Annotated in this window: 13 protein-coding genes and 1 pseudogene; 6 read left to right on the top strand and 8 right to left on the bottom strand. The window is 67.2% G+C overall.

What is annotated here, in order from left to right; all coding sequences use genetic code 11:
- Positions 1 to 5 precede the first annotated feature (5 nt).
- A pseudogene (locus tag RALTA_RS30785) lies at positions 6 to 311 on the top strand (methyl-accepting chemotaxis protein); the annotation flags it as partial.
- 215 nt (positions 312 to 526) lie between these two features.
- Here the strand turns inward: RALTA_RS30785 and RALTA_RS12960 are convergent.
- Positions 527 to 1,519, bottom strand: coding sequence for a Bug family tripartite tricarboxylate transporter substrate binding protein (locus tag RALTA_RS12960; protein ID WP_012353893.1), 993 nt, complete (start codon positions 1,517 to 1,519; stop codon positions 527 to 529).
- A 278-nt stretch (positions 1,520 to 1,797) separates the two neighbouring features.
- On the opposite strand from RALTA_RS12960, the gene RALTA_RS12955 reads away from it, so the two are divergent.
- On the top strand, positions 1,798 to 2,241 hold the full coding sequence (locus RALTA_RS12955; protein WP_012353892.1) for a thioesterase family protein: 444 nt from the start codon (positions 1,798 to 1,800) through the stop codon (positions 2,239 to 2,241).
- 54 nt (positions 2,242 to 2,295) lie between these two features.
- Here the strand turns inward: RALTA_RS12955 and RALTA_RS12950 are convergent, their stop codons facing one another.
- Both RALTA_RS12950 and RALTA_RS12945 read right to left on the bottom strand, forming a co-directional pair.
- Positions 2,296 to 3,195 (bottom strand): recombination-associated protein RdgC, encoded by a 900-nt coding sequence (locus RALTA_RS12950; protein ID WP_012353891.1) that lies wholly within the window; start codon positions 3,193 to 3,195, stop codon positions 2,296 to 2,298.
- Positions 3,196 to 3,304: 109 nt separating this feature from the next.
- Positions 3,305 to 3,883 carry a BPSL1445 family SYLF domain-containing lipoprotein gene (locus tag RALTA_RS12945; protein WP_012353890.1) on the bottom strand — a complete coding sequence of 193 codons (579 nt, stop codon included), beginning with the start codon at positions 3,881 to 3,883 and terminating at the stop codon, positions 3,305 to 3,307.
- A gap of 200 nt (positions 3,884 to 4,083) precedes the next feature.
- On the opposite strand from RALTA_RS12945, the gene RALTA_RS12940 reads away from it, so the two are divergent.
- Entirely contained in the window at positions 4,084 to 4,500 is a 417-nt protein-coding gene (locus RALTA_RS12940; protein ID WP_012353889.1) for a hypothetical protein, read from the top strand.
- A 16-nt stretch (positions 4,501 to 4,516) separates the two neighbouring features.
- Here RALTA_RS12940 and RALTA_RS12935 read toward each other — a convergent pair whose 3' ends face one another.
- From RALTA_RS12935 to RALTA_RS12925, 3 genes are all read right to left on the bottom strand, one after another.
- Entirely contained in the window at positions 4,517 to 5,350 is an 834-nt protein-coding gene (locus tag RALTA_RS12935) for an aldo/keto reductase (RefSeq protein WP_012353888.1), read from the bottom strand.
- Positions 5,351 to 5,450: 100 nt separating this feature from the next.
- Positions 5,451 to 6,842 (bottom strand): GntP family permease, encoded by a 1,392-nt coding sequence (locus RALTA_RS12930; protein ID WP_012353887.1) that lies wholly within the window; start codon positions 6,840 to 6,842, stop codon positions 5,451 to 5,453.
- 201 nt (positions 6,843 to 7,043) lie between these two features.
- Positions 7,044 to 7,436, bottom strand: coding sequence for a tautomerase family protein (locus tag RALTA_RS12925; protein WP_012353886.1), 393 nt, complete (start codon positions 7,434 to 7,436; stop codon positions 7,044 to 7,046).
- Between the two features lie 132 nt (positions 7,437 to 7,568).
- On the opposite strand from RALTA_RS12925, the gene RALTA_RS12920 reads away from it, so the two are divergent.
- On the top strand, positions 7,569 to 8,441 hold the full coding sequence (locus tag RALTA_RS12920) for a LysR family transcriptional regulator (RefSeq protein ID WP_012353885.1): 873 nt from the start codon (positions 7,569 to 7,571) through the stop codon (positions 8,439 to 8,441).
- 180 nt (positions 8,442 to 8,621) lie between these two features.
- Complete coding sequence (locus tag RALTA_RS12915) at positions 8,622 to 10,730, top strand: TonB-dependent receptor (RefSeq protein WP_012353884.1); 2,109 nt, start codon at positions 8,622 to 8,624, stop codon at positions 10,728 to 10,730.
- A gap of 124 nt (positions 10,731 to 10,854) precedes the next feature.
- On the opposite strand, the gene RALTA_RS12910 is transcribed toward RALTA_RS12915, so the two are convergent.
- Both RALTA_RS12910 and RALTA_RS30270 read right to left on the bottom strand, forming a co-directional pair.
- Positions 10,855 to 11,319 carry a DUF2147 domain-containing protein gene (locus RALTA_RS12910; RefSeq protein WP_012353883.1) on the bottom strand — a complete coding sequence of 155 codons (465 nt, stop codon included), beginning with the start codon at positions 11,317 to 11,319 and terminating at the stop codon, positions 10,855 to 10,857.
- A 299-nt stretch (positions 11,320 to 11,618) separates the two neighbouring features.
- Positions 11,619 to 11,876, bottom strand: coding sequence for a hypothetical protein (locus RALTA_RS30270; protein ID WP_157877129.1), 258 nt, complete (start codon positions 11,874 to 11,876; stop codon positions 11,619 to 11,621).
- A gap of 1,004 nt (positions 11,877 to 12,880) precedes the next feature.
- Here RALTA_RS30270 and RALTA_RS12905 point away from each other — a divergent pair.
- Entirely contained in the window at positions 12,881 to 13,444 is a 564-nt protein-coding gene (locus tag RALTA_RS12905; RefSeq protein WP_012353880.1) for a histone H1-like DNA-binding protein, read from the top strand.
- The last annotated feature ends 98 nt before the right edge of the window (positions 13,445 to 13,542 follow it).

Raw genomic sequence — 13,542 nt, 5'->3', positions numbered from 1 at the left:
CAGGCTTAACTTACGGATCGGTCGAACGCGTCGCGGCCGACCACACGCTGGTCGCCAACGCCGGCGGCACCATCGAAGAGATGACCGTGGCCACGGCGCATGCCTCACGCATCGTGAACGAGATCGCCGCCGCGTCGGGCGAGCAGCGCCACGGCATCGAGCAGGTCAACCTGGCCGTCGGCCAGCTCGACGAGGTCACGCAGCAGAACGCGGCGCTGGTCGAGCAGGCTTCGGCGGCGACGCAGTCGATGGCTGAACAGGCGCGCGCGCTGCGCGATGCGGTGGCAGTGTTCCGGTTGGGTCGGGTGGCGCAAGCGAAGGGGTCGATGCCCCTCCGCTACCGCAGGTCTGAACGTCGTTTCTCTGCTGGCGTGCGCGCGCTCGACCGAGGTGTTGATCTAGCCGCGGATCTCGCGCGCGGCGACGCCGCAGCGGTGCGCCAGTTGCCGCACCTCGCCGGCCACCACGGCGAAGCCCTTGCTTGGCGGCGCAAGCGGCCAGGATGTTCCGTCCGCTCCGCCCCGCCTCAATCCAGCCGAATATTGTTTTCCTTGATCACATTGCCCCAGTACGCCTGGTCGGCACGCGTCGTCGCCGCGAAGGCCGCCGGCTGCGTGGTCTTGACGATCAGCCCGAGGTCGCCCAGGCGCTGGCGGATGTCGGGTGCAGCCATCACCGTTTCCACGTCGGCCGAGATCTTGTCGACGATGGACTGCGGCGTGCCGGCGGTGGTGAACAGGCCCAGCCATGCCGGGCCGTCGAGGCCCTTGTAGCCGAGTTCCTGGAAGGTGGGCACCTCGGGCAGCATCGGCGCGCGGGTATTGCCGGTCACCGCCAGCGGCTGCAGCTTGCCGGTGCGCGCATGCTGGCGCACCGTCATCGGAGACAGCGTGCCCAGCGAGATCTGGCCGCCGATCAGGTCGGTGGCGATCGGCGCTTCGCCCTTGTACGGCACGTGTACCAGCTCGGCGCCGGCGCCCTTCAGGAACACCTGCATGTAGAGATGGGCGCCGGTGCCGATGCCGTAGGTGCCATAGGAGAACTTGTCAGGATGGGACTTGGCCAGGGCCACCATTTGCGGCAGCGTGCGCGGCATGGCGCTGCTGCCGGTCAGCACCAGGCTGGAGGTGCACAGCTGGCCGATCGCGGTCAGGTCGCGCAGCGGGTCGAACGGCGGCTTGGCTACCATGTACGGGGTCTGCACCAGGCTGGGCAGGGCCAGCAGCAGCGTGTAGCCGTCCGGCTGCGCCTTGGCGACCACGTCGGCGCCGATCATGCCGCCCACGCCGGGCCGGTTCTCGACGATCACCGGGCGTTGCCACAGCTTGCCCAGCGGGTCGCCCAGCGCGCGCGCCAGCACGTCGGTGGCGCCGCCGGGCGGGTAGGGCACGACCAGGCGTACGGGCCGCGCCGGCCAGGCCTGCTGGGCCCGGGCCAGGCCGAGTCCCAGGGTTGAAGCGGCGGCGGCGAGGGATCCGGCTCCCAGCCAGTGCAGGGCCTTGCGGCGGTCGGCTTGCATGGTGTTTCCTCCTGTAGTTGACGTCGTGTCGGCATGCGGCCCTGGGTCAGTGCACCAGCGGCCACGGCAACGCGCAGCGTACGAGGCCGCGACGCATCGCGGCATCGGCGGGATGGACGAAAACGGTGGGGAGTACTTACCCGGATCGGGTGTGCGCAGGGGCAGGCGGCCGTGCCGCAATCCGAACCGCGGCATCGCTTATGATGGCGCCGCCGCTGCCGGCGCGTTCAGTCAGCCGGGTCAATGCGGCGCTCGATCCATTTCCTGCTTGAACCACCATGGCCCGCCTCAAACTCGACCTGCCCGCCGACCAGCTTTGCTACGCCACGCACCTCACCGTGCGCGTGACGGACATCAATTCGGCCAACCACCTTGCCAATGATTCGATGATCTCAATGATTTCGGAGGCGCGGGCGCGGTTCCTGTTCGAATTCGGCAGCGAGGATGTGCGCGAGGAAGGCGTCGGCATCATCGTCACCGACCTGGCGACGATGTACCGCAACGAGGCCCATGCGCGCGACCAGCTGCTGTTCGAGGTGGGCGTGATGGACTTCAACAAGTACGGCGGCGACATCATCTTCCGCATCACGCGGCCGGCCGATGGCGCGCTGATCGCGATGGCCAAGTCGGGCTTCGTCTTCTTCGACTACGTGGCCAAGCGCGTGGTGGAGATGCCGGCGGGATTCGCCGGGCGCTTCCCGAAGGTGAACTGGGTGGAATAGCCGCGGGCGTGGCGCGGTCCGCTGACCGCGCCACGGGTTAGCGAGGACGCCGGCTCAGGCCTTGCGCTCGCCGCCAAGCGCCTCGGTCAGGTCGACCAGCAGGCCCGACAGCTCGCCCGCCATCATGGTGAAGTCGGCGTCGAAGCGCTCGTCTTCATCGTGCGCGGTGCCGTCGGCCTGTTCCTTGATCACGTCGAGCGGCGCCACCTTCTTGACCACCAGTCCGTCGGTCAGCACGAACGAGACGCGGTCGTTCCAGGTCATCGCCAGGCGCGTGCAGCGCTTGCCGGCGGCGATATGGCGGCGCAGGTCTTCCGGGTCGAGCGGATGGCGCACGTAGCGTACCGTGGCCTTGCTTTCGGCGCCGGACTGCAGCTCGATTTCCTGGTCGACGGTAAAGCCGGCGGGCGCGGCATCGCCGGCCAGCCACTCGGTCATGGCCGCCACCGGCGACTGGTTGACGTGCAGGTTGATCAGCGGCAGCGGGTCCAGCGCCTTGAACAGCATGCCGCGCACTTCATCGGCCTTGGCCGCGGCGGCGGCGTCGATGGCGAGCCAGCCATTGTCAGGATCGATCCACACCCGCGTGTCGCGGCGAATGCTGAAGGCGCGCGGCAGCAGCTCTTCGGTGACCTGCTCCTTCAGTTCCTTCATTTGCTTGCGGCCCGGCTTGTAGCCTTGCTGCTCTTCGATCTCGGCGGCGCGGGCGCGCGTGACCTGGTTGACCACGGTGGTCGGCAGCAGCTTCTTTTCGGTGCGCAGGGTCAGCAGCATCTGGCGGCCGACGGTATGGACCAGCGGGCCGTTGTCACGGGGCGAGGCCCAGCCTTGCGTCTGCATCTCGAGGCTGGTGCCGGGAAAGAAGGCGTGCTTCGCCAGGCTGGCTTCGACCTCGTCGGCGCTCGGCGACCACGGGGCGGAGAAACGATGGACCTGCAGGTTCTTGAACCACATGGGGAATTCGGCCAAAGGGACGAATTCTAACGCCGCGGCGCACCATCGCGAAAAAATGCCCGACGCCGCGCGGCCCGACGGCCGCGCGGGCATCCACCGCAATCCGCTGCTACAGGTCGAGCCGGGTGATCTTGCTGCCCTCGAAGCTCAGGCCCGCCATCAGGCCCGCATTGGTCAGCACGAAGCCGACGATGGGCTGCTGGGCGGTATTGGTGTCAAGCACACCGTTTGCGCCAATCGTGGCCAGCGCCACGGTGGCATCGACGCCTGCGGTCCAGCCGCTGCTGCGCACGAACTTGTCGTAGGCTTCCTGCGTCAGGAACATCAGGATCACGGACTTGGACTGCGCGCCGATCTGCCAGCCGACCGAGCCCGAGACCAGCCGGTAATAGCCGCGCGTGGCGCCGCCGGAGCGCAGCACGCCGTCGCCATACTCGCCGCCGACGATAAAGCCGGCCGACAAGGTTTTCGGGAACACCAGGATGCCGCGCGCGCGGTTGCCGAGGTCGCGCGCGCCATTGACCGAACTGTACAGGCGCGACAGCGTGGCATCGGCGCCGGAGTCCAGTTCGCGCCGGCGCGCGCCCTTGTCGGCAGGGGCGTCGGGCTTGGTGGTGGTGCACGCGCCGGTGGCGAGCGTGCCGAGGGCCAGCCCCGCGCTGGCCGAAAGGAAGGTTCGACGTTTCATCTCGTCTCCTTGTTGTTGTTCCCTTTGAAGCATAGGCGCCGAAATCACCCCGGCAAATGATTCAGGACAATCAGACGTTTCCATTTGTGACGAAGGTGGTACGCGATGGCCGTTCGCGGCAAGAATAGTGGGCCTTGCGCCCGGTACGTCCCATGGCTGCCCCATGTGACGCCGCTGCGCCGTGACCGTAACGATTCGCCATGAAGACATTCCTTACCGCCCTGCCGTTGGCCTCGCTGGTCCTGCTGGCCGCATGCGCTTCCCAGCCTCCGCAGGCTTCCGCCGACGCCGCGGCCGCCGCGGCGGCCGACCCCAGCGGCTGGCAGGCGCTGCGCGCCCGATACATGGACTGCACGCAGAAGAAGGCCAACGACAACCTGTCGGCCAAGGGCCAGTCGAAGGACGTGGCCGACCTTGCGCTGGCAGCGTGCCAGCCTGAGCTGGACGCGATGCACACCGCGTTCCGCAGCTATCTCGACGCGCAGATGTCGTCGTCGCACGGCAAGAGCGGCGCGCGCCAGGCGGCGGCGCGCGTGACCACCGACACCCGCGACAAGGCGCGCAGCTACCTGGTGCGCTACGTCGAGCGAGAGCGCTACCTGGCCCGCCAGAACTGACAGGCCCGCCGCCCGATCAGAGCATTTCCAGCGGGCCCGGGCCGTCGGGCGGCGGAAACATGCGGTCGATCTCGGCCAGTTGCGCGGGCGACAGCGCCTTCGAGAGCGCGCCCAGGTTTTCCTGCAGCCGCTCGCGCCGGCCGGTCTTGGGGATGGCGATGACGCCGTCCTGGGCCAGCAGCCAGGCCAGCGCCGCCTGCGCCGCCGTCATGCCGTGGTCGCGCGCGAATCGCTTCAGCCCCGGATGCCCGAGCAGGCGCGACTGCTCGATGGGGGAGTAGGCCATCACCGGCACGCCGCGCTGGCGCAGCCAAGGCAACAGGTCCCATTCGATGCCGCGCCGCCCCAGGTTGTACAGCAGCTGGTTGGTGGCCACGCGGCTGCCGCCCGGCGCGTCCCATAATTCCTGCATATCGGACAGGTCAAGGTTGCTGACGCCCCAGTGGCGGATCTTGCCGTCGCGCTGCAGCGCCTCCATGGCCTGCACGGTCTCTTCCAGCGGCACGCCGCCGCGCCAGTGCAGCAGGTAGAGGTCGATGCGGTCGGTGCGCAGCCGCTTCAGGCTGCGCTCGCAGGCTTGCACGGTGCCGCGCCGGCTGGCGTTGAACGGGTAGACCTTGCTGACCAGGAAGGCGTCGTCGCGCCGGCCGGCGATGGCCTCGCCGATCATGTCCTCGGACTGGCCTTCGCCGTACATCTCGGCGGTATCGATCAGGCGCAGCCCCAGGTCCAGGCCCAGGCGCAGCGTGGCGATCTCTTCGGCACGCGCGGCGGGGGACTCGCCCATATTCCATGTGCCCATGCCGAGCGCCGGGACGCGCTCGCCGTCGGGCAGGGTGACTTGCTTCATCGGATGGCTTCCAGGTTGGCCGGGGTCGGACGCCCGGCGGCACCCAACCACACTAGTTAACAACACCGGCACTGTACAACCCGCGCGCACCGGGAATGCTTCAAACCAGTCCGGTCAGAAAATACAGCGCGATGACGAAGAACACCGCGGCGGTCTTGATCAGCGTGACCGCGAAGATATCGCGGTAGGACTCGCGATGGGTCAGGCCGGTCACGGCCAGCAGCGTGATCACGGCGCCGTTGTGCGGCAGGGTGTCCATGCCGCCGCTGGCCATCGACACCACGCGGTGCAGCACTTCCAGCGGGATCTGCATGGCCTGTGCGCCGGCGATGAAGCTTTGCGACATCGCCGCCAACGCAATGCTCATGCCGCCCGAGGCCGAGCCCGTGATGCCGGCCAGCGTGCTGACCGACACCGCGGCATTGACCAGCGGGTTGGGGATGGCGCGCAGTGCGTCGCTGACCACCAGGAAGCCCGGCAGCGCGGCGATGACGCCGCCGAAACCGTATTCCGACGCGGTGTTCATCGATGCCAGCAGCGCCCCGCCGACCGCGCCCTTGGTGCCCTCGGCAAAGCGTTCGCGCAGGGCGCCGAAGGCGGTGACCAGCACCACGGCGATGCCCAGCAGCAGCGCGCCTTCCACGGCCCAGATCGCGGTAACGCTGGCAATCTTGGTTTCGACCGGTTTGGCCAGTCCGGGCAGCGCCACGCTGTTGGATTCGCCGTACCACAGCGGGATCATCCGCGTCAGCCAGAAGTTGGCCACGCCCACCACCACCAGCGGCAGCAGTGCCAGCAGCGGGTGCGGCAGCTTGCCGGCCTGGCTGCGCTCCGGCTCGTTGCGCAGGTTGGTGCCATAGCCTTCGCCGCGCGCGGCCGCGGCGCGGCGACGCCATTCCAGGTAGCTCAGGCCTACCACCAGGATAAACAGCGACCCGGCCACGCCCAGCACCGGCGCGGCCCACGAGGTGGTGTTGAAGAAGTTGGTGGGGATGATGTTCTGGATCTGCGGGGTGCCCGGCAGCGAATCCATGGTGAACGAAAACGCGCCCAGCGCGATCGCGCCCGGCATCAGCCGCTTCGGGATGTTGCTCTGGCGATACAGCTCGGCGGCAAACGGGTAGACCGCAAACACCACCACGAACAGCGACACGCCGCCGTAGGTCAGCAGCGCGCACACCGTGACGATCACCGCATTGGCGCGCGTTCGTCCGATATAGCGAATCGCCGCCGCGACGATGGATTCGGAAAAGCCAGACAGCTCGACCACCTTGCCGAACACCGCGCCTAATAAGAAGACAGGGAAATACAGCTTCACGAAGCCGACCATCTTCTCCATGAAGATGCCGGTGAACACCGGCGCCACCGCCGACGGGTCGGTCATCAGCACCGCGGCCAGCGCGGCGATCGGTGCGAACAGGATCACGCTGTAGCCGCGGTAGGCGGCGAACATCAGAAAGGCAAGGGCAGCCAGTACGATCAGGAAAGACATCGGATCTCCTTCAGGGTTGCCTTCTCCTGAGGTGCGGTCCGTTGCCGCGGCGGTCCTGCGCTTGTGGCGCGTTGTCTCTTTCTGTGCGTCAGGAAAAGGGATCAGCCGGCGACTGTGCCACAGCTTGGCCCGCGGCGAAACCTTTGAGGCTCGCCGCGGGCGCCGCGGTGGCGGCCGCCGGCAGGAAGGAGCAGCCTGGCTTCACCGGTGCTGGTGGCGATACTCCTGCGTGCGCCCGCCGTAGCCGTACGCCGCGGCGCGCGCGTCGATCACGTGGACGTAGGAGACGGGATGCAGGTTGCCCAGCAGCCCGGACATGGCCTCGAACACGGCTGCGATGAACTGCGCCTTCTCCGCCTTGGTGTTGGTTTCATCGGTCACGCTGATGTCCAGGTGGAAGGCATTGCGGCCCTGCTCGGACAGCGGCGCGTCGGCGATGATCCAGCTGTCGTGCGGGATGTACTGGACCGTGACGGCGATGACGTCGCGCTGCTTGCCGAGCACGCGCTCGGTCAGGTCGGCGATGGCCCTGGCGCTGCGGCGGGTGAGGTCGGCATCGGGCTGGCCGGCCAGGTGCAGGACGATGTGGGGCATGGCGGGGCTCCTTGGTTTCGGGCGGGTTGGTGAAGCCATGGTAGGGCGTGGTGTAGTATCGGAAAAGCAGGAATAACAGATGCCTTCCATCGGCTATGCCGAAACGATTCCAACTCTGCCCGGAGGCTTGCCATGCGTGGATTCGACACCGACCAGTTGCGCACCTTCGTGACGGTTGCCGACAGCGGCAGCCTGTCGGCCGCGGCACCCCGGCTGTTCCTGTCGCAGTCGTCGGTCAGCGAGCAGCTGCGCAAGCTGGAAGAACGCGCCGGGGTGCCGCTGCTGACACGCGGCCGCCACGGCGCGCAGCCGACGCCGGCCGGTCAGCGGCTGCTGGAGCACGCGCGGCGCATCCTGGCGCTGCATGAACTGGCGCTGCAGGAGCTGCGCGGCCACGCGCTGGAAGGCGAGCTGCGCCTGGCGGTGACGGACTATTTCCGCCCCGCCGAGATCGCCGGCATGCTGCGGCGCCTGCGCGAGCGCTATCCGTACCTGCGCCTGCATGTGACGGTGATGAAGAGCGCGGCGATCGATGCCGCCGCCGGGCGCGACACCTTCGATATCGGGCTGAGCATGCGGCTGCCCGGCACGCGCGGCGCGGCCGCGCGCGGCACGGTGCTGCGACGCGAGCCGCTCGCCTGGGTAGCCGCGCCCGCCGAGGCCGACACGCTCCCCGCGACGCTGCCGCTGGTGCTGTTGCCAGACACCTGCTCGCTGCACCAGTACGTGGTGCAGCGGCTGCTGCGCAAGCGGGTGCCGTTCGAGATTGCCCATTCCGCGTCAGGCGTCGCAGGACTGCATCTCGCGCTGGCTGCCGGACTGGGCTTGTCATGCCTGAACGCTTCGGCGATCGGCCCTGGCGTAGCGCCGCTGGACGGTGCCACCGTCGCGCGGCTGGGGCTGCCGCGGCTGCCGGAGGCGGAGTTCTTCCTGCTGCCCGCGCGCCGGGGCGAGTCGGCATTCATTGCGCAAGCGCGTGATGCGCTGGCGGCGCAACTGGCCTAGCGCGACCGGCCCAAAAGTCAGAAAAGGATCACAAAACCGAAGCTGCCATCGGCCACGATTGTGTTGAAAGCAACATATCTTGATTGGGAATAGGAATAATTCGCAATCTCGTTGACCATGACAATTCCGTAATCGATAATTCGCCCGCTTTTCCAAATTATTACAGTCGATTACTGGCCAATGAGAATAAAACTTCACCCGATTTGTGCCGCGGTGGCGGGGAGCTTCGTATTTCAACCGATGCTGGTGTGGGCACAGTCCGCACCGGCGGCGACGCCGGCGCAGTTGCCGGAGGTCACCGTCAAGGCGGACGTCAGCCGTGAACTCGGCGCGGGCTACAACCCGCCCAACGCGGTCAGCGCGACCAAGACCGAAGCGCCGTTGCGCGACGTGCCGCAAACCGTCAACGTGGTCACAGCCGAGGTCATGCGCGACCAGCACGCCACCTCGATGCAGGATGCGCTGAAGAACGTGCCGGGCGTGTCGTTCTCCACAGGGGACGGCCAGCGCGACCAGGTCTCCATCCGCGGCTTCACCGCCATCGCCGACCAGTTCGTCGACGGCATCCGCGACGATGCGCTGTACTTCCGTGACCTGTCCAACGTCGACCGCGTCGAAGTCATCAAGGGACCGGCGGCGGTGCTGTACGGGCGCGGTTCGTCGGGCGGCCTGATCAACCGCGTGACCAAGAAGCCGGGCATCGACGTCACCGACTTCGCGCTCAGCTACGGCATGTGGGCCGACCGCCGGGCCGAGGCCGACGTCGGCCGCGTCTTCGCCGACGGCGCCGCGGCGTTCCGCATCACCGGCGCGGTGGAGAAGGCCAACAGCTACCGCTCGCAGCAGTTCCTGGACCGCAAGGCGATCGCGCCGTCGCTGGAACTGCGCGTCGCGCCCGAGACCACCGTGCTGTTCCAGGCCGACTACCTGGAAGACCGCCGCGTGACCGACTTCGGCATCCCGGCGTACCGCGGCCGGCCGGTGGATGTTCCCGCGTCGCGCTACTACGGCGCGGCCAATGCGCGCGACGCCGACTACTCACAGTCGCGTGTGTTCTCCGGCACTGCCACCATCAACCATCGCTTCAATGAGAACTGGTCGATCCGCAATGCGACGCGGTATTACCACTACTCGCTCGACCGGAACAACACGCTGACCTCCGCGGTCAACGAGGCGACGCAACGCCTGACCATGAACCACGGCAATGTCCGCCGCGAGGAACATGGCTGGTTCAACCAGACCGACCTGATCCAGAAGGCGACGCTCTTCGGCACCAAGCACGAGATCCTGTACGGCATGGAGGTCGGCCAGCAGAACAAGGACCAGGTCAACAACACCAAGCCCGTGCCGGGCACCTTCGACCTGTTCAACCCGGTGCTGCCGGTGCTGCCGCGCCAGGCACCGGGCAACCCGACCACCTCGAACCTGGGCATCTTCGACACGCTGGCCTTTTACACCCAGGACATGATCACCTTCAGCGAGCAGTGGAAGGCGCTGGTCGGGGTGCGCTACGACAACTTCCAGCAGGAGACCCGCAACCGCATCGCCGGTCAGCGCGACCTGTCGCGCAGCGACTCCGCCTGGAGCCCGCGTGCCGGCCTGGTGTGGCAGCCGAGCAAGACGCAGTCGTACTACGTGTCGTGGAGCAAGTCGTTCCAACCGTCCGGCGAAGCCTTTGCGCTGGCGGCCAACAATGCGGATCTCGGCCCCGAGAGCACCAGGAATACGGAAGTCGGCGCCAAGTACGACTGGCTGAACGGCAAGGCCAGCACCACGATCTCGGTGTTCCGCCTGGAGCGCAGCAATATCAAGGTCGCCAACGCCACCAACACGGCGCTGCTGCCGATCGGCGAGCAGCGCACCGACGGCGTGGAGCTCTCCGGCGCGGCCGAGCTGGGCAGCGGCTGGCGCATGCTGGCCGGCTACGCCTACCTGGACGCCACCATCACCAAGTCCAGCGCCGCGCTGCAGGGCAAGCGCGCCACCATCACGCCGCGCCACTCCGGCAACCTGTGGGTGACCAAGGACCTGGGCCACGGCTTCGGTGTCGGCCTCGGCGCCAACCTGGTAGGCGCGCGCTATGCCGACCCGCAGAACACCGTGACCCTGCCAGGCTATGTCACCGCCGACGCGATGGCCTGGTACCGCCGCGGCGCCTTCGAGGCCCAGCTGAACGTGTACAACCTGTTCGACAAGGGCTACATCGTCTCGGCGCACGGCACCAATCCCAACCTGAACATGCCGGGCGCTCCGCGCAGCGTCATGGCTACGCTGCGCTACCGCATGTAAAGCGCAGCATCGGGGACAAAAAAACCGGGCGGTTCATCACCGCCCGGTTTTTTTTCGCCTGCTGTTTCTCCTTAGGCAGGTCACCCACCGCAGGCCCCGGAGAAACCCTGAGTGCCGGCAGCGCTCAGCGCTCGCGCTCCCAGGTCTGGGTGCGTCCGATCAGGCTGATGCCGATGAAGCCGCGCACGTTGAGCTTGTTGCCATCCTCGGCCAGCGACATCTTGCTCTTGTAGACCTTGCCGTTCTCCGGATCGAGGATCTCGCCGCCGCTCCACTCGTTGTCGCCGGTCTTGCGCAAGCCGGACAGGATGGTCATGCCGATCAGGGGCTGGTCCTTGCGCGCGTCGGTGCACTTGTCGCAGACGCGCGGCTTGCCGTCACCCTCGACGAAGCTCTTGAGCAGGCGTCCGCTGTAGACGCCGTTCTTCTCGGTGATCTCCACCAGCCCGCGTGGCTTGCCGGTGTTGTCATCGATGGTCTTCCACGTGCCGCTGGGCGTGGCCTGCGCCAGCGCCGCGGCGCTGGCAAGCAGGGTGGCGGCAAGCACCGCGGCGCGCATGGTGCAGGCGATGGGGGAAGGGCTGCGCATGATGTCTCCTTTGAGGTTCGTAGCCACGCCAATCTACTGGCGCAACCGCCGCGCCGCAATCCGGCGCGGACTGGCGCGCGCCGTGCCGCGGCGCCAGTCCGCTGCCCGCCAGGCCGCATGCAGCGGGCGTTTGCGGGTTTTTGTGGCGCAGCAAAACACGCCTGCGCGCAAGCGCTGAAGCAATCCTCTAAGCGGACGTACGACGCGCCCGACGGCACCTCGGCGCGTCCTTGGCGACGGCGCGAACGCAGCCGCAATGCGCGGCGCGCGCGCTCCGGATCGGGCAGCGCGATGCGACCTCATCGCTGCGACTTCAGGAGTGTTGCCGCGACGCTTCGCTGTCGTCGGCGCTTGGCTCGATCGCAACGCTTCGATGCCTTCGCGATGCCTTCGCGATGCCCTTGCGATGCCTTCGCGATGCCTTCGCGATGCCCTTGCGATGCCTTCGCGAAGGCCATTCGACGTTGCGTCGATGCAAACCGTTGCGTGCACGCATCACTCTCGCGCGTGCGCGGTGATGGTGTCGCGCGGTGACCGACGCCGGTATCGTCGAACATCGAGCACGGCGTCGCGCGTGCGTACGGGGTCGAGCGTGTAAAGCATGCAGCGCGCGCGCCGGTGATCGCGTCGCGCGCGTGTCGAAACGTGCCGCCGCAGCGCTCGACGCGCGCCGCACGCGCATTGGTGCATCGCCCGCAAAGCCTTTGCCCATGCGGCTTTTCGGAAAGTGCGAGGACACGCGGCAGCGCTGTTCGCAGTCGTCGCGCGCATGCTGCGCGGCTTGTCATCGCTACGCGCGACGGTGTGTAAAAGCTGCGGTGCGCACGGTCGGCGAAGGGGCGCCGCGCGGCGTGCGCGAGCGCGCGTAGTGGGTCACGAGACGGGCATGCGCGCGACGCGTTGGCATGTCGTCGGCAACGTCTTCGTGACGACGCGCGTGAGAACTAGTTGGAGCGATGCATGCAGGCAAGTTTTTTTGCACTTTTTTCTTAACATCATCGTGCAAACGAATTATGATTCGCCTTGACAAGAGTCTCACTTCATTGCAGCGAAGCAGGAAGCAAGATGGAACCGAAAAGCGCGATGCGCGCTTCGATGCAATGACGAAGGTAGTAGCTGAGGAGCACGAGAACTTTGACGCAGACCAGGCCCGACCGGCTTCTTAAAACGCGTGCAGTCTCCCTTGGTCCATTAACGGGTTGGACCAGCTACCACCGAATGAATGCCGTCTGCCGTGCGCGAGGCCAAGCCCGCACCGCAGGCCAGCTGTCCGATATCTCCTCATTTCTGGCCGCGCGCCGGCTCAACGGGCGGTGCGGGCTGATCGAATATTCCAGGGCGCGGCAGGTGCCCGAGACCCGCTTGCGGGCTCGCGCCGGCCGCCAAGGCACCGCCATGGGCGGTGCGCCTGCAACCGAATTCATTAGCGTGCAGCAGTGGTCGGGCCGCACGCCGATGAATCGCTCGCTCGACTGGGGCTGCGCTGCTGTGGCGCGCCTCGGGTCGGTCGGGTCGCCAACTTAGGTCATTCGATATTCACTCTCTAGTGAAGGAGTTATCCATGGCAACTGCTGCAAAGAAAAAGCCGGCGGCTAAGAAGGCCGCCAAGCCGGCCGCCAAGAAGGCTGCTGTGAAGAAGGTCGCCGCCAAGAAGGCTGCACCGGCCGCCAAGAAGGCAGCCGCCAAGAAGGCACCGGCCAAGAAGGCCGCGGTGAAGAAGGTCGCCGCCAAGAAGGCAGCACCGGCCAAGAAGGCCGCCGCCAAGAAGGCAGCACCGGCCAAGAAGGCCGCGGTGAAGAAGGTCGCCGCCAAGAAGGCAGCACCGGCCAAGAAGGCCGCCGCCAAGAAGGCACCGGCCAAGAAGGCCGCGGTGAAGAAGGTTGCCGCCAAGAAGGCAGCACCGGCCAAGAAGGCTGCTGCCAAGAAGGCGCCCGCCAAGAAGGCCGCTGCCAAGAAGGCTGCTGCGAAGAAGCCGGCCGCCAAGAAGGCTGCTGCCAAGAAGCCGGCTGCCAAGAAGGCTGCTGCCAAGCCTGCCGCTGCGCCTGCCGTTGCTCCCGCTTCGGCTGCCAAGACCGCGCTGAACCCGGCTGCTGCCTGGCCGTTCCCGACCGGCAACCGTCCGTAAGCTGCGCCGCCACGGCGTGGACCTTACCTGTTCCGCAAGGAACCACAACGGCACGCATGTCGTGCCCGCATGACCGGATACCGCGTATCCGGTCCGCA

Source organism: Cupriavidus taiwanensis LMG 19424 (genome assembly GCF_000069785.1).
Classification (GTDB): domain Bacteria; phylum Pseudomonadota; class Gammaproteobacteria; order Burkholderiales; family Burkholderiaceae; genus Cupriavidus; species Cupriavidus taiwanensis.
This window is presented reverse-complemented; position numbering and strand designations above follow the sequence as displayed.

What these genes read in the sequence shown, in the direction of transcription:
- RALTA_RS12950 (WP_012353891.1), bottom strand. Translation starts at nt 3,195, where the DNA reads ATGTGGTTCAAGAACCTGCAGGTCCATCGTTTCTCCGCCCCGTGGTCG.
- RALTA_RS12920 (WP_012353885.1), top strand. Translation starts at nt 7,569, where the DNA reads ATGCGTGGATTCGACACCGACCAGTTGCGCACCTTCGTGACGGTTGCC.
- RALTA_RS12930 (WP_012353887.1), bottom strand. Translation starts at nt 6,842, where the DNA reads ATGTCTTTCCTGATCGTACTGGCTGCCCTTGCCTTTCTGATGTTCGCC.
- RALTA_RS12955 (WP_012353892.1), top strand. Translation starts at nt 1,798, where the DNA reads ATGGCCCGCCTCAAACTCGACCTGCCCGCCGACCAGCTTTGCTACGCC.
- RALTA_RS12910 (WP_012353883.1), bottom strand. Translation starts at nt 11,319, where the DNA reads ATGCGCAGCCCTTCCCCCATCGCCTGCACCATGCGCGCCGCGGTGCTT.
- RALTA_RS12945 (WP_012353890.1), bottom strand. Translation starts at nt 3,883, where the DNA reads ATGAAACGTCGAACCTTCCTTTCGGCCAGCGCGGGGCTGGCCCTCGGC.
- RALTA_RS30270 (WP_157877129.1), bottom strand. Translation starts at nt 11,876, where the DNA reads ATGTTCGACGATACCGGCGTCGGTCACCGCGCGACACCATCACCGCGC.
- RALTA_RS12940 (WP_012353889.1), top strand. Translation starts at nt 4,084, where the DNA reads ATGAAGACATTCCTTACCGCCCTGCCGTTGGCCTCGCTGGTCCTGCTG.
- RALTA_RS12925 (WP_012353886.1), bottom strand. Translation starts at nt 7,436, where the DNA reads ATGCCCCACATCGTCCTGCACCTGGCCGGCCAGCCCGATGCCGACCTC.
- RALTA_RS12935 (WP_012353888.1), bottom strand. Translation starts at nt 5,350, where the DNA reads ATGAAGCAAGTCACCCTGCCCGACGGCGAGCGCGTCCCGGCGCTCGGC.
- RALTA_RS12905 (WP_012353880.1), top strand. Translation starts at nt 12,881, where the DNA reads ATGGCAACTGCTGCAAAGAAAAAGCCGGCGGCTAAGAAGGCCGCCAAG.
- RALTA_RS12960 (WP_012353893.1), bottom strand. Translation starts at nt 1,519, where the DNA reads ATGCAAGCCGACCGCCGCAAGGCCCTGCACTGGCTGGGAGCCGGATCC.
- RALTA_RS12915 (WP_012353884.1), top strand. Translation starts at nt 8,622, where the DNA reads ATGAGAATAAAACTTCACCCGATTTGTGCCGCGGTGGCGGGGAGCTTC.